The organism is Streptomyces sp. NPDC002032 (genome assembly GCF_042890765.1).
Taxonomy (GTDB): Bacteria; Actinomycetota; Actinomycetes; order Streptomycetales; family Streptomycetaceae; genus Streptomyces.
In genome coordinates this window covers 228912-245625 of sequence record NZ_JBIASM010000001.1, presented here as the reverse complement: position 1 = coordinate 245625, position 16714 = coordinate 228912, and the positions used below count along the sequence as shown (strand labels likewise).

The following is a 16714-nucleotide window of genomic DNA, read 5'->3' as shown; positions in this document are numbered from 1 at the left end:
CGGTGCTGCCGGGGTGCGCCGGCTCGTTCGTGCTCGGGGGCCCGCCGTCGTGCGCCAGCCCGCTCGTGTCTCCCGGACTGCCGTGGTTCACAGGCCGAGCTCGTTCTCGATGAAGTCGAAGACCTCGTCGCGCGAGGCGGACCGCAGGTGCTCGGCCGCCGCCTCGCGGGGCGCCTCTGGGGACCAGCGCTCCGCCAGGGCCGTCAGCCTGGCCAGGACGTCCGGTGAGGGGGCGGCCTGGGCCGCGACCGCGGCGAGCCTTCCCTCGAGACGGTCGATCTCGGCGAGCACCGACTTCTCCGACAGTTCGCCCTCGCCCAGTTGGGAGCGCAGGTGCTCCGCGAGTTCGGCCGGGGTGGGGTAGTCGAAGATCGAGGTGGCCGACACGGCGAGCCCGGTGGCCCCGGTCAGCCGGTTGCGGAACTCGACCGCCGCGAGCGAGTCGAAGCCCACGTCGCGGAACGGCTTGTCCGCCTCGATCGCCGCGATCCCCGTGTGTCCGAGCACGACCGCCGCATGGGTGCGCACCAGCTCGGTCAGCGCCTGCTGCCGCTCGGCGCCGGAGAGCCCGGAGAGGCGTCGGACGAGCTCGTCGGCGCCGTCCTCGGCGGGCTCGGCAGGTGCCTGCGCCCGCACGGCCTCGGGTATGTCGGACAGCAGGGTGCTGGGCCTCGTCGAGGTGTACGACGGGGCGAACTTCTCCCACTCGACGTCGGCCACCGTCAGGCATGTCACCCGCCGGCCGATCGCGTGCCGGAGCAGGGCCAGCGCCGTGTCGGGTGCGAGCGCCCGCACGCCGCGTCGGCGCAGTTGCGCCTCGGCGTCGCCCTGGGCCGCCATGCCGCCCTCGCTCCACGGCCCCCACGCCACCGAGGTGGCGACGGCGCCGCGCGCCCTGCGCCGTTCGGCGAGCGCGTCGAGGTAGGCGTTGGCGGCGCCGTAGGCGCCCTGTCCGGCACCACCCCAGACGCCGGCCGTGGAGGAGAACAGTACGAACGCGTCCAGCTCGGTGCCGGCGAAGGCTTCGTCGAGGTGGCGTGCGCCGTCGGTCTTGCCCGCGCTGATGGCGGTCACCTCGTGCGCCCGCGTCCCGTCGATGCGGCTGGACTGGGAGACGCCCGCGGTGTGCAGCACCGACGTCACGCGCACACCGTCGGCGGCGAGCTCGCCGAGCAGAGCGTCCAGCGCGCCCCGGTCGGCGACGTCGCACGCGGCGATGGTCACCGCGGCTCCAAGACCGGTCAGTTCGGCTTCCAGGGCTGCGGCCCCGGGAGCCTGGCGGCCCCTGCGGCTGGTCAGCACCAGGTGTTCCACGCCCGAGCGCGCCAGCCAGCGGGCCACGTGGGCGCCCAGGGCGCCGGTGCCGCCGGTGACCAGGGCAGTGCCGCGCGGGGTCCAGTCCGCGCCGTCCACCGCGACCGGGAGGGGAGCGCGCCGCAGTCGCCGGGCGAGGATTCCGCCGACGCGCAGCGCCACCTGGTCCTCGCCGGTGGTCCCGGCCAGGACGGCGCCCAGCCGTGCGGTGTCCCGCGCCCCGAACTCCTCGGGCAGGTCGATGAGACCGCCCCAGCGTTCCGGGTGCTCCAGCGCGGCCACCCGGCCGAGGCCCCACACCTGCGCCTGGCCCGGCCTGGTCTCCTCTGCGGCGACGGCGACGGCGCCCTGGGTGACGCACCACAGGGGTGCCGGCACGTCCGCCTCGCCCAGGGCGCGCACCAGCGCGTGGGTGGCGGCCAGCAGCCAGGCGTCGTCCTGGTCCTGCGCCAGCGCGAGGAGGGACAGCACTCCGCGCACGGGGGTGTCCGCGACCACTGCGCGGAGCCGCTCGGCGAGGGCGTCGGGGTCCGTGGCGCCCGCCAGGTCGTCGGAGACGTCCACGGTCACGACGTCGAGGCCGCCCAGCTCCAGCGTCGCCACACACGCTGCGGCTGCCGTGCCGCCCGCGGTGATCTTCAGCCAGGTGCCGGTCGGCTGTGCGGCCGGTTCGGCGAGGGAACGCCAGGTCACGTCGTAGCAGAGCGCGCCGAGGTCCGCACGCTCCTTGGACCTGCGGCGCCAGTCGGCGAGGACCGGCAGGATCTCCCGCAGCGGCTCCTGTCGCTCACCCTCGCCGACACCAAGGGTGCGGGCCAGGACCTCGATGTCCTCGCCCTCCACCGCGGACCAGAAGGCCTGGTCGAGCTCCGAGGTGTGCTCCTCACCGGTGGGGGCGGGGGCGTCCAGCCAGTAGCGCTGTCGGTCGAAGGCGTACGTGGGCAGCGCGACCCGGCGTCCGGAACGCAGCCCCGGCCACGACACCGCCATGCCCCGGGTGTGCAGCCGTGCCAGGCCCTGAACGAACGAGACCAGCTCACCCTGCCCCACCCGCACCGAGGGAATCGCGACAACACCCTCGCCACGACCCTGCACCAGACCGGAAAGCACCGCTTCGGGACCCACCTCAACGAACTCGGTCACACCCCGGCCGACCAGGCACTCCACACCGTCCCCGAACCGCACGGCCTCCCGGGCATGACGCACCCAGTAATCGACCGAAGCCAGCTCCCCCGCCTCCGCCAGCGAACCGGTCACATTCGACACCACCGCCAGGCCCGGCTCACTGAAAGACACCGTGCGCAGCACCGCCGCGAACTCCTCCAGCACCGGCTCCACCAACGGCGAATGGAACGCCTGACTCACCCGCAGCCTCCGGATACGGCACCCGGCAGCCCCCGCCAGCTCCTCCACCCGCCCCACAGCCGCCTCGGCGCCCGAAACAACCACCGAAGAAGGGCCGTTGACCGCACCCACCGACACCGAACCACCCACCCCGGCCCCGGCGATCCACTCCAGAGCCTGCTCCTCGGACGCCTCCAGCGAGACCATCACCCCACCCACGGGCAACGCCTGCATCAAACGCCCACGAGCGGCCACCACCCGCACCGCATCCTCAAGCGACCACACACCCGCCACATACGCGGCAGCCAACTCACCCACCGAATGGCCCATCACAAAATCAGGACGCACCCCACACCGCTCCAACAACCGGAACAGCGCCACCTCAAAAGCGAACAAACCCGTCTGCGTATAGACCGTCTCATCGATCAGAGCCGCAGCGTCCGAACCCTCCCCGGCCCACAACACCTCACGCAACGGCACCTCCAACAACCCGTCAAAAGCACCACACACCTCCTCGAACACCTCACCGAACACCGGCAGAGACACCAACTCACGCCCCATACCGACCCGCTGAGACCCCTGACCCGAAAACACCAGAGCCAGGGATCGACCCGACTTCGCGCGGTCCAGGACGGTGTGCGGGTCGGGCTCGCCGGAGATGACGGCGTCGAGGCCGCGCAGGAGCTCCTGGCGGCTGTGGCCCATGACCACGGCGCGGTGCTCCATGGCGGACCGTGCGGAGAGCAGCGACCAGGCCACGTCCCCGTCGGACGCCTCCGCCACGGCCGCGGACTCCCGCAGCCGCGCGGCCTGCCCCCGCAGCCCCGCAGCAGAACGCGCCGACAGCACCCAAGGCACCAGGGGCACCACAGCACCCGAGGACTCCCCCGACGGCTCCACGGCGGAAACATCCGCCGGCACCGCCGGATGATCAGCCGGCGCCTGCTCCAGCACCACATGCGCGTTCGTCCCACTGATACCGAACGAGGAAACCGCCGCCCGCCGCGCACGCCCCGTCTCCGGCCACGCACGACTCTCCGTAACCAGCTCCACCGCACCCGACGACCAGTCCACATGCGGCGTCGGCTCATCCACGTGCAACGTCCTCGGCACCACACCGTGCCGCAGGGCGAGCACCATCTTGATGATGCCGCCGACACCTGCGGCTGCCTGCGTGTGACCGACGTTGGACTTCAACGAGCCCATCAGGAGCGGCTGTTCGCTGGCCCGGTCCTGGCCGTAGGTCGCGAGGACCGCCTGGGCCTCGATCGGGTCGCCGAGCGTGGTACCGGTGCCGTGCGCCTCGACGACGTCGACCTCGGCAGCCGTCAGGCCCGCACTGGCCAGTGCCTGACGGATCACCCGCTGCTGCGAGGGGCCGTTGGGCGCGGTCAGTCCGTTGGACGCGCCGTCCTGGTTCACCGCCGAGCCCCGCACCACGGCGAGCACCTCGTGTCCGTTGCGCCGCGCGTCCGACAACCGCTCCACCAGGAGCAGGCCCACGCCCTCCGACCAGGTGGTGCCGTCGGCGCCGGCCGCGAAGGACTTGCAGCGGCCGTCGGGCGCCAGGCCCTGCTGGCGGCTGAACTCGACGAACGAGTCCGGGGTCGCCATGACGGCGACGCCACCGGCCAGCGCCAGGGTGCACTCGCCCTGCCGCAGCGCCTGCATCGCCTGGTGCAGGGCCACCAGCGACGACGAACACGCCGTGTCCACCGTCACCGCAGGACCCTCGAAGCCGAACGTGTAGGAGATGCGGCCGGTCGCGATGCTGCCGGTGTTGCCGTTGCCGAGGAAGCCCGCGAGCTCCTCGGGGACGGAGTGCAGCCGGGCGGCGTAGTCGTGGTACATGAGCCCGGCGAACACGCCGACCCTGCTGCCGCGCACGGCTGCGGGGTCGATGTGCGCGTACTCGAACGCCTCCCAGGTGGTTTCCAGGAGGAGCCGCTGCTGCGGGTCCATGGCGAGCGCCTCGCGCGGCGAGATCCCGAAGAACTCGGGGTCGAAATCGGCGGCGTCGTGCAGGAATCCGCCCTCGCCGACATAGCTGGTGTTGGCGCGCCGGCCGTCCCGGTCGACGAGCTCGCGCACGTCCCAGCCGCGGTCCTCCGGGAACGGCGTGACGCCGTCCCTGCCCTCGGCGACCAGCTGCCACAGCTCCTCGGGGGTGCGGACGCCGCCGGGGTAGCGGCAGCTCATGCCGATGATGGCGATCAGGTCGTCTTCGCCGGACGCCACCGGCGCCACGGGTGCCGGGGCCGCCGCGTCGGTTTCGTCGCCGAGGAGTTCGGCGCGCAGGTGGCGGGCGAGCGCCACCGGCGTCGGGTAGTCGAAGACGAGGGTGGCGGGCAGCCGCACCCCGGTGGCCGTGGCCAGCTGGTTGCGCAGGTCCACCGCGGTGAGCGAGTCGAATCCGAGCTCGGAGAAGGCCCGGCCGGAGTCCAGGCCGCTGTCGGGCGCGTAGCCGAGTGCGGCAGTGACGTGCCGCAGCACCAGCTGCAACAGCGCCTCTTCGCGGGCGGCGGCGGACAGTGCGCGCAGCCGGTGGCGGAGCCCGCCGGTGGGTTCGGCGCCCGTGGCCCGCCGGGTGGTGGCACGGACGAGTCCGCGCATCACCGGGTGGATGCCAGCGGCGTCACCACGGGCGGCGGCCGGGTCGAACGCCATCGGGACGAGCGCCGGTTCGCCCGTGGCGAGGGCCGCGTCGAACAGCGCGAGGCCGTCCTCGACGGACAGGGCCGACATGCCGCCGCGGGAGGCGCGGGCGAGGTCCTGCTCGCTCATGCCGCCCGACATGGTGCTGCGCTGCTCCCACAGGCCCCAGGCCAGCGCGTGCGCGGGGAGCCCTCGGGCCCTGCGGTGCGCGGCCAGGGCGTCGAGGAAGGTGTTGGCCGCGGCGTAGTTGGCCTGGCCGGCCGCGCCGAGGATGCCGGCGGCGGAGGAGAACAGGACGAAGAAATCCAGGTCCGAAGTGAGTTCGTGCAGGTTCCAGGCGGCCTGCGACTTGGGCCGCAGGACGGTGTCGACCCGCTCGGGGGTCAGCGAGGAGATGACCCCGTCGTCCACGACGCCCGCGGCGTGGACCACGCCGCGCAGTGGCCGCCCGGCAGGGATGTCCCCGAGGACGGCGGCCAGGCCGTCCCGGTCCGCCACGTCGCAGGCGGTGACCGTGGCCTCGGCTCCGAGAGCGGCGAGTTCGGCCACCAGCTCCTGCGCACCCGCGGCCCGCGGGCCCTGGCGGCCGAGCAGCAGCAGATGGCGTACGCCGTGCTCGCCCGCCAGGTGACGGGCCACGGCACTGCCGAGGACGCCGGTACCGCCGGTGATGAGGACGGTCCCGTTCGGGTCCCAGGCCGGGGCCGCCTCGTCCTCGGTCGGCTCGGCGGGGGCAGCCGGGGCCACGCGGGCGAGCCGGGGCGCCCACAACGCGCCGTCGCGGAGGACCAGTTCGGGTTCGCCCGCCGCGAGGGCGGTCCGGAAAGCCGGTACCAGGAGCGCCGCCGCGCCATCGGTGGAATCGGCGGGACCGGCCGGAAAGTCGAACTGCACCATGCGGTCGGGGTGTTCGGACTGGGCCGAGCGCAGCAGACCGCGGGCCGCGGCATGCGCCGGGTCGGGGCCCCGTCCGTCGGTGGCCGTCGCGAGGGTCGCCGCGTTGCGGGTGAGCAGCACCAGCCGGGACGGGGCGAACCTGTCGTCGTCGAGCCAGGCCCGCGCCGTCTCCAGCGCCCAGCCGGTGGCAGCCTTCGTGGCCTCCGGTACGTCGGCCGAGGAGTCGGGGCAGGCGACGACGACGGTATCCGGCACGGCGGTTCCCGCGTCGATCGCCGCGGCGAGGTCCGCGAGATTCCCGTACACCTCGCTGTCGACGTCCGCGGCGCGGGTGAGCGCGGCGGCGGCGTCACCGATGACGGCCCAGCGGTGCCGGGCGGTGTCGCCTTCGACCGGGGGCAGCTCGGCCCAACCGGTGCGGTACAGCCAGTCGTTGTGACCGCGCGCGGCGCGCAGCTGGCCGCCGGTGACCGGGCGCAGGACGAGTTTGTCGACGGAGGCCAGCAGCAGCCCGGCACCGTCGGTCATGGTGACCGTGACACCGCCGGCACCCGCCGGGGCGAGACTTACACGTACGGCGGACGCACCCGTGGCGTACAGGCGCACGCCTTCCCAGGCGAACGGCAGGCCGCGCGGCGACTCGCTGTCGCCGGAGCCCTCCAGCAGGGACACGCCGTGCAGGGCCGCGTCGAGCACCGCGGGGTGCAGGCAGAAGTCGCCCGCGTCACCGGCGTCGCCGCCCTCGGGCAGCCGCACCTCGGCGAACACCTCGGAGCCGCGGCGCCATGCCGCCGTGAGCCCCTGGAAGCTGGGGCCGTAGGCGAAGCCACCCTCCCTCATCGTGTCGTAGAGGCCGTCCACCTGGGCGGGTACGGCGCCCTCCGGCGGCCACGCCCCGGATGCGGGGAGCGGCTCCGGTGCCGCCTGGGCCGGGCACAGCACACCGGTGGCGTGGGTGACCCAGGCTCCGGCGTCGCCGGTCCTCGCGTACACCGCGAAGGGGCGACGTCCTTCCTCGTCCGCGTCGTCCGCCGTCAGCTGGACCCGCGCGGTGACGCCTTCGGGAAGCACCAGCGGGGCGTGCAGCGTCAGTTCCTCGATGCCGGCGCAGCCGACCTCGTCGCCGGCCCGCAGCGCCATCTCGACGAAGCCCGCGCCGGGGAAGAGCACGGTGCCGAGCACCGCGTGGTCGGCCAGCCAGGGCAGCTCCGCCGGCGAGAGCCTGCCGGTGAGGAGCACGCCGTCGCCAGCGGCCAGGCCGACCCTGGCGCCGAGCAGCGGGTGTCCTGTGGTTTCGAGGCCCACGGACCCGATGGCCGCGTCCACACCTGCCGGTGCGGAGCGCCGGGGCCAGTAGCGCTGTCGGCTGAAGGCGTACGTGGGCAGCGCGACCCGGCGTCCGGAACGCAGCCCCGGCCACGATACCGCCATGCCCCGGGTGTGCAGCCGTGCCAGGCCCTGAACGAACGAGACCAGCTCACCCTGCCCCACCCGTACCGAGGGAATCGCGACGACACCCTCGCCACGACCCTGCACCAGACCGGAAAGCACCGCTTCGGGACCCACCTCAACGAACTCGGTCACACCCCGGCCGACCAGGCACTCCACACCGTCCCCGAACCGCACGGCCTCCCGGGCATGACGCACCCAGTAATCGACCGAAGCCAGCTCCCCCGCCTCCGCCAGCGAACCGGTCACATTCGACACCACCGGCAGGCCCGGCTCACTGAAGGACACCGTGCGCAGCACCGCCGCGAACTCCTCCAGCACCGGCTCCACCAACGGCGAATGGAACGCCTGACTCACCCGCAGCCTCCGGATACGGCACCCGGCAGCCCCCGCCAGCTCCTCCACCCGCCCCACAGCCGCCTCGGCGCCCGAAACAACCACCGAAGAAGGGCCGTTGACCGCACCCACCGACACCGAACCACCCACGCCGGCCCCGGCGATCCACTCCAGAGCCTGCTCCTCGGACGCCTCCAACGAGGCCATCACCCCACCCACGGGCAACGCCTGCATCAAACGCCCACGAGCGGCCACCACCCGCACCGCATCCTCAAGCGACCACACACCCGCCACATACGCGGCAGCCAACTCACCCACCGAATGGCCCATCACAAAATCAGGACGCACCCCACACCGCTCCAACAACCGGAACAGCGCCACCTCAAAAGCGAACAAACCCGTCTGCGTATAGACCGTCTCATCGATCAGAGCCGCAGCGTCCGAACCCTCCCCGGCCCACAACACCTCACGCAACGGCACCTCCAACAACCCGTCAAAAGCACCGCACACCTCCTCGAACACCTCACCGAACACCGGCAGAGACACCAACTCACGCCCCATACCGACCCGCTGAGACCCCTGACCCGAAAACACCAGAGCCAGGCGACGGACACCCCCGGTGACGTCGCGCACCACGTTCCCGGCCGGCTCTCCGGCGGCCAGGGCCTCAAGGCCCGCCAGGAACTCGGCGCGGTTTCCGCCGAGCACGACGGCGCGGTGCTCCATGGCGGACCGTGCGGAGAACAGCGACCAGGCCACATCCGCGTCGGACGCCTCCGCCACGGCCGCGGACTCCCGCAGCCGCGCGGCCTGCCCCCGCAGCCCCGCAGCAGAACGCGCCGACAGCATCCACGGCACGGGCACGACCGCACCCGTCGACTCGACGCCAGAAGCGTCGGCGGGCACAACCGCCAGATCGGCCGGCGCCTGCTCCAGCACCACATGCGCGTTCGTCCCGCTGATACCGAACGAGGAAACGGCCGCCCGACGCGGACGCCCCGTCTCCGGCCACACACGACTCTCCGTAACCAGCTCCACCGCACCCGACGACCAGTCCACATGCGGCGTCGGCTCATCCACGTGCAACGTCCTCGGCACCACACCGTGCCGCATCGCCTCGACCATCTTGATGACGCCCGCGACACCGGCAGCGGCCTGGGTGTGACCGATGTTGGACTTCACCGAGCCGAGCAGCAGCGGCTTGTCCTCCGGGCGGTCCTGGCCGTAGGTGGCGAGCAGCGCCTGCGCCTCGATCGGGTCGCCGAGCGAGGTCCCGGTGCCGTGCGCCTCGACGGCGTCGACATCGGCGGGGGTGAGCCCGGCGTTGGCGAGCGCCTGACGGATGACGCGCTGCTGGGCGGGACCGCTCGGCGCGGTCAGGCCGTTGGACGCGCCGTCCTGATTGAGCGCGGAGCCCCGCACCACGGCGAGCACTTCGTGCCCGTTGCGGCGCGCGTCCGACAACCGCTCCACCAGCAGCAGGCCCACGCCCTCGGAGAAGCCTGTCCCGTCCGCGTCCGCGGAGAACGCCTTGCAGCGGCCGTCCTGGGACAGTCCACGCTGCCTGCTGAAGGAGACGAGGAGTCGAGGAGTGGGCATGACGGCGACGCCACCGGCCACGGCCAGGGTGCACTCGCCCTGCCGCAGAGCCTGCACCGCCTGGTGCAGGGCCACCAGCGACGACGAACACGCCGTGTCCACCGTCACCGCAGGACCCTCGAACCCGAACGTGTAGGAGACGCGGCCGGAAGCCACGCTGGCCGCGTTGCCGGTGAGCAGGTGCCCGTCGAGACCGTCCTCCGTGGTGAACAGGTCGGTGCTGTAGCCGGAAACGGCGCCGCCGATGAAGATGCCGGTCGGGGTGGCGCGCAGGGTGCCGGGGTCGATGCCGGCCCGCTCCAGCGCCTCCCAGGTGGCCTCCAGGAGCAGCCGCTGCTGCGGGTCCATGGCCAGGGCCTCGCGCGGCGAGATCCCGAAGAACTCCGCGTCGAAGTCCGCCACGCCGTCGATGAATCCGGCGGTACGGGAGTAGGAGCTGCCCACGCCGTCCGGGTCAGGGTCGAACACAGCGTCCGCATCCCAGCCGCGGTCGGTGGGGTAGTCGCCCATGGCATCGCGCTCGTCGCTGAGCAGCTGCCACAGTTCTTCGGGCGAGCCGACACCGCCGGGGAAGCGGCAGCTCATGCCGATGATGACGATCGGGTCGTCGTCCGAGGCCGAAGCCACGGCGGCCGGGAGGATGCGCACCGGCGCGACGCCCGCGTCCACTCCGAGCCGGACGGCGACTTCCGCAGCGAGGGAGGCGGGGGTCGGGTGGTCGAAGACAGCCGTCACCGGCAGACGCAGTCCCGTGGCAGAGCCGATCCGGTTCCGCAGCTCGACGGCGGTGAGCGAGTCGAAGCCCATGTCACGGAAAGCACGTCCGGCCTCCACCGCGCCCGCAGTCCCATGGCCCAGGACGAGGGCGGCCTGGCCACGCACCAGCTCCGTCAGCTCACGCTCCCGCTCAGCCGGAGCCAACGCGGCAAGCCGCTCACGCAACCCGCCACCACTACCCACCGCAGTGTTCGCCGCAGCCCGCTTGACCGTCGTGCGCACCAGAGCGCGGAACAACGGATCCAAGGGCCGCTGCTCGCGCAGCATGCCCAGATCCAGGCGGACCGGAACGGTAGACGGATACGGCAGGCGCACCGCGGCATCGAAGAGCGCCAGGCCCTCCTCCGTGGCGAGCGGCCTGATACCAGCCCGACGCATACGGTCCAGATCGGCCGTGCCCAGCGCACCCGTCATGGCACTGCGATCGGCCCACAACCCCCAGGCCAAAGAATGCCCGGGCAGCCCCTGGATGCGCCGCTCCTGTGCGAGAGCGTCGAGGAAGGAGTTCGCCGCCGCATACCCGCCCTGCCCGGGAGAACCGAACACCCCGGCCGCCGAAGAGAAGAGCACGAACAACGCCAGGTCCCGGTCACGAGTCAGCTCATGCAGGTTCCAGGCCGCGTCCAGCTTCGGGCGAAGAACAGAATCGAGACGCTCGGGAGTCAGCCCGGAGACGACACCGTCATCCAGCGCCCCGGCGGCGTGCACCACACCGCACAGCCCGTCGAGCCCGTCCAGCAGCGCACCCAGAGCGGCACGGTCAGCGGCGTCACAGGCCACCACACGCACCGAAGCACCCAGCGCCGTCAGTTCGGCGGCCAACTCCGCAGCGCCCGGGGCGTCCGGGCCCCGCCGGCTGGTGAGTACCAGATCCTTCACACCGTGCTCGGAGACCAGGTGGCGGGCCACCGCCGACCCGATGACCCCGGTGCCGCCGGTCACCAGCACCGTGCCCGTCAGCCCGGCCCGCGGGTTCGTCAGGACCACCTTGCCGATGTGCCGGGCCTGACTCATGTGCCGGAAGGCCTGCGGAGCCTGACGGGTATCCCACGCGGTCACCGGCAACGGCGCCAGCTCCCCACGGGCGAAGAGCTCCGCCAAGTGCGTGAGCATCTCACCGAGCCGGTCGGCACCCGCCTCACCAAGATCGAAAGCCCGGTAACGCACCCCAGAGTGGGCGGCCGCCACCTCGCCGGCATCACGGATATCGGTCTTGCCCATCTCCAGGAACCGGCCCCCGCGCGGCAGCATCCGCAGCGAGGCATCCACGAACTCCCGCGCCAGACTGTTGAGAACGACATCAACACCCCGGCCCCCGCTGTGCTCCAGGAACCGGTCCGCGAACTCCACACTCCGCGAGGAAGCAAGCCGCTCCGCAGCGATACCCGCCTCGCGAACCGTCGGCCACTTCGCCTCGCTCGCCGTCGCATACACCTCGGCCCCGAGATGCCCGGCCAGCTGAACAGCGGCCATACCCACCCCACCGGCCGCCGCGTGCACCAACAGCGACTCACCCTCACGCAACCCGGCAAGATCGACCAGCGCGTAGTAGGCGGTCAAAAACGTCACGGGCACCGACGCAGCCCGGGCGAACGACCAGCCCTCAGGCATCACCACCACCATGCGACCGTCAGCCACCGCCGAGGGACCCGCATACGAACCCGACAGCAGACCCATCACCCGGTCACCCACCGCGAGCCCGGTAACACCAGGGCCCACCTCGGTCACCACTCCCGCACCCTCACTACCGAACAACGTCCCGGTATCCGGATCAGCGTCGGCGCCGTCAGCACTCGGCAGCCCCGCCGTTTTGGCTACCACGCCCAACGCCACCAGTACATCGCGGAAGTTGACCCCGGTGGCACGTACGGCGACCCGCACCTCACCCGCTCCGAGGGGCTCGGCGGCGCGCGGGGCGGCCACCAGACGCAGCCCGTCCAGGGTGCCGCCCGTTTCCAGCTCCACCCCCCAGACGTCCGCGTCGGGCAGGGCCAGAGTGCCGGCGCCGGTGGTGGAGACCCGGCCGAGCCGGGGCACGTACACCGCTCCGGCACGCAGCGCCAGGGCGGACTCGTCAGCGGCCACCGCACCGGCGACCGCGGCGGGCAGGGCCGCGGCGGACTCCGGGGCCCCGTCCAGGTCGGCCAGCAGGAAACGGCCGGGATGCTCGGAGGACGCCGTGCGGATCAGGCCCTGCACCGCGGCCTGCCCGGGTTCGGGCCGCTCGCCGGGTGCCACGGCAGCGCCTGCGCGGGTCAGCACCGCGAGGCGCGCCTCTTCCAGCTCCGCGAGACCGAGCCACTCCTGCACGGTGGCGAGCATGGAGGCCAGCTGCGCGCGGACGGCGGCGGGGGTGTCCCCGGCCGGAGTCCGCAGGCAGGGCAGCAGCACGGTCGCGGGCACGGCGCCGCCGCGGCGGACGCTCTCGGCGAGCGCGGCGAGGTCCTCGTAACGCGGCAGACCGAGCTCCGCCAGATCATCACCCAGGACCACGGCGGAACCGGGAGCACCGGCGAGGCCGCCCGAACCGTACGTCATCAGGGCCCAGTTGACTTCGTACAGCGAATCGACGCTCTGGCCGGAGAGCGTGTCAGCGGTGAGCGGGCGCGAGGTGAGCGTGTCGATGGTGAGCACCGGGAGGCCGGTGCCGTCGGTCAGCCGCACCGCGATCGAGTCGGCGCCCGTCGGCGTCAGCCGGACCCGTGCCGCGGTGGCTCCGGTCGCGTGGAGGCGAACCCCGCCGGCGGAGAACGGCATCATCCGCTCGCCGCCGTCCTCCAGCAACGTCACCAGACCCGTCTGCAGCGCGGCGTCGACCAGCGCGGGGTGCACCCCGAACCGCCCGGCATCCCGCTCGGCGCCCTCCGGCAGTACGACATCGGCGAACAACTCCTCGCCGCGCCGCCATACCGCCCGCAGGCCCTGGAAGACCGTCCCGTAGCCGTACCCGGTGGCTGCCAGGCGGTCGTAGAACCCGTCGATGTCCACGGCCTCCGCGCCCGCGGGCGGCCAGGCGGCATCGGCCTCCGCCCCGGCCTGCTCACCGGCGAGTGCGGCGGGCGCCGCGATCAGCAGCCCCTCGGCGTGGCAGACCCACTCCGCGCCATCGTCCTCCTGGTCCGGCCGCACCGCCCGGGAGTGCAACCGCGCCGCGCGCCGGCCCTGCTCGTCGGGGGAATCGACGGCGACCTGGATATCGACCCCGGCGTCGCCGGCCGGTACGACGAGCGGGGCCTGTAGAACGAGCTCGTCAAGGACGTCACAGCCGACGCTCTCACCCGCCCGCAGCATCAGTTCGAGCATGGCGGCCCCGGGCACCAGGACCCGGCCCAGCACCGCGTGACCGGCGAGCCAGGAATGCGTGCGCAGGGATATGCGGCCCGTGAAGAGGTGGCCCTCGCCGTTCGCGAGCGTGATACCGGCAGCCAGCAGCGGGTGACCGAGCGAGGAGAGACCGGCCCCGGACACCTCGGTGGTTCCGGCCGCACCGTCCAGCCAGTAGTGCTCGCGTTGGAAGGCGTACGTGGGCAACCCGACCCGGCATGCACCACTGCCGGCGAACACACCCTGCCACTCCGGCTCCACACCCCGCACCCACAGCTCCGCCAGCGACGTGAGGAAGCGCCGGACACCGCCCTCATCGCGCCGCAGCGTGCCGACCCCGTACACCTCCGCACCCACGGCCTCGCCGGTCTCCTCCACCGAAGACGTCAGCACCGGATGCGGACTGACCTCGACGAAGGTGGTGTGACCCGCAGCGATCAGCTCCCGCACCGTGTCGAGGAACCTCACCGGCTGCCGCAGATTGCGGTACCAGTACTCCGCATCAGCCGCGCCGTCCTCCAGGAGCTCACCCGTCACGGTCGAGTACATCGGTACGTCGCCCGCTTGCGGCGTCACCGGAGCGGCCAGCTCCAGCAAGGCCTCGCGCAGCTGCTCGACCTGCGGGGTGTGGGAGCCGTAGTCCACCGGAATGCGACGGGCCCGTACACCGTCCCGCTCACACGCGGCCATCAGCTCATCCAGCGCTTCGGCCTCACCGGCGACGACCGTCGACCGCGGGCCGTTGACCGTGGCGACACTGATCCGGCCCGCCCACGGCTCGATCAGCTCCTCCGCCACGGCCTCACCGACCGCCACCGACACCATGCCGCCCAGACCCGCCAACTCCCGGCCGATCAGCCGGCTGCGCAGCGCGACGATCCGAGCACCGTCCTCGACCGACAGCACCCCCGCGACCACGGCAGCCGCCAACTCACCCTGGGAGTGGCCCACTACAGCAGCGGGCCGGACACCCGACGCACGCCACACCGCCGCGAGCGACACCATGACCGCCCACAGCATCGGCTGGACCACATCCACCCGGTCCAACGACGGCGCACCCTCGCGCTCCCGCAGAACATCGACCGGAACCCAGTCGACATACGGCTCCAGCGCGGCCGCGCACGCACCGAACCGCTCCGCGAACACCGGCGAGGATTCCAGGAGGCCTACCGCCATCCCGGCCCACTGCGAACCCTGACCCGGGAAGACGAACACCACGTCCGAAGCGCCTTCCGACGCCACGCCCGTGACCACGCCAGCCGCCGGTTCGCCTTCTTCCAGGGCCCGTAAGGCGGTGAGCAGTTCCTCCTGGTCCGCGCCGAGCAGCACGGCGCGGTGCCCGAGTGCCGCCCGCGAAGATGCCAGCGACCAGCCCAGGTCGGCGATCGATGCCTGGGAGGAGGTGACGAACGGGTGCAGGCGCTCCGCCTGCCCGCGCAGCCCGGCTGCCGACTTGCCCGAGAGCACCCACGGGACGACACCACCGCCGGAGACGAGGCCGGCCGGACCGGACTCGATCTCGGCTTCGGGGGTCTCCTCGGCCGGGGCCTGCTCGATGATGACGTGCGCGTTGGTCCCGCTCACACCGAACGACGACACGCCCGCACGGCGTGCGCGGCCCGTCTCGGGCCACGGACGCTCCTCGGTCACCAGCTCCACGGCACCGGCGGTCCAGTCCACATGCGGCGTGGGCTCGTCGACGTGCAGCGTCTTGGGCACCACACCGTGCCGCATCGCCTCGACCATCTTGATCACACTCGCCACACCCGCGGCAGCCTGCGTGTGACCGATGTTCGACTTCAGCGAGCCGAGCAGCAGCGGCTCGCCCTCGGGCCGGTCCTGGCCGTACGTCGCCAGCAGCGCATCCGCCTCGATCGGGTCGCCCAGCTTGGTACCCGTGCCGTGCGCCTCGACCACGTCCACCTGCGCGGGAACAAGCCCGGCGCTCTCCAGGGCCTGCCGGATCACACGCTGCTGCGCGGGGCCGTTGGGCGCGGTCAGACCGTTGGAGGCGCCGTCCTGGTTGACCGCCGAACCACGGATCACGGCCAGCACCTGGTGGCCGTTGCGGCGCGCGTCCGAGAGCCGCTCCACCAACAGCAGGCCCACGCCCTCCGCCGCGCTCATGCCATCGGCAGAGGCGGCGAACGCCTTGCAGCGGCCGTCCCGTGCCAGACCCTGCTGCCGGCTGAGCCCCACGAAGACTTCGGGCGTCGACATGATCATCACGCCGCCCGCGAGCGCCATCGAGCACTCGCCGAGCTGCAGCGCGTTGATCGCCAGGTGCAGCGCCACCAGCGACGACGAGCACGCCGTGTCGACCGTGAGGGACGGCCCTTCGAGGCCCAGTGTGTACGAGATCCGGCCCGAGATGACGCTGTCGGCGCGGCCGGTGAGCAGATAGCCCAGCGCCTCTTCGGGGGCGGTGGCCGGGTCGCCGTACCCGTGGAAGCTGGAGCCCACGAAGACACCGGTGTCGCTGCCACGGAGCGCGGTGGGGTTGATGCCGGAGCGCTCGAACAGCTCCCAGGAGGTCTCCAGGAGCAGCCGCTGCTGCGGGTCCATGGCCAGGGCCTCGCGCGGGGAAATCCCGAAGAAGCCGGCGTCGAACTTCCCCGCGTCGTGCAGGAATCCACCCTCGGCCACGTACGAGGAGCGGGGGCGCTCGCCGGTCACGTCGATCAGCGAGGCGGGATCCCAGCCGCGGTCGGCGGGCAGGCCCGTGATGGCGTCGCCGCCTTCGGAGAGCAGCCGCCACAGGTCCTCGGGAGAGTCGACACCGCCGGGAAGGTGGCAGCTCATCCCGACGATCGCCACCGGCTCGCTGCCGGCCGACTCCACGGCCTTCAGCCGTGACTTCGTCTCCTTCAGCTCGGCGGTCACGCGCTTGAGGTAGTCGAAGAGCTTCTCTTCATTCGGCATGCGCGGCGGGTCCATTCCTTAGCGGCACTGACAGGGTGGGGAGTCGTGTTCCGGGGGGAGTCACAAGGGCGGCGCGCAGGGCGTCCGGCCGGTCCGG

1 protein-coding gene is annotated in these 16714 nt (G+C 72.6%); it reads right to left on the bottom strand.

Annotated elements, in window-relative coordinates:
- Window positions 1-87 precede the first annotated feature (87 nt).
- Window positions 88-16617 (bottom strand): type I polyketide synthase, encoded by a 16530-nt coding sequence (locus tag ACFYYT_RS00960; protein ID WP_388606720.1) that lies wholly within the window; start codon window positions 16615-16617, stop codon window positions 88-90.
- Window positions 16618-16714 lie beyond the last annotated feature (97 nt).

What these genes read in the sequence shown, in the direction of transcription:
- ACFYYT_RS00960 (WP_388606720.1), bottom strand. Translation starts at nt 16,617, where the DNA reads ATGCCGAATGAAGAGAAGCTCTTCGACTACCTCAAGCGCGTGACCGCC.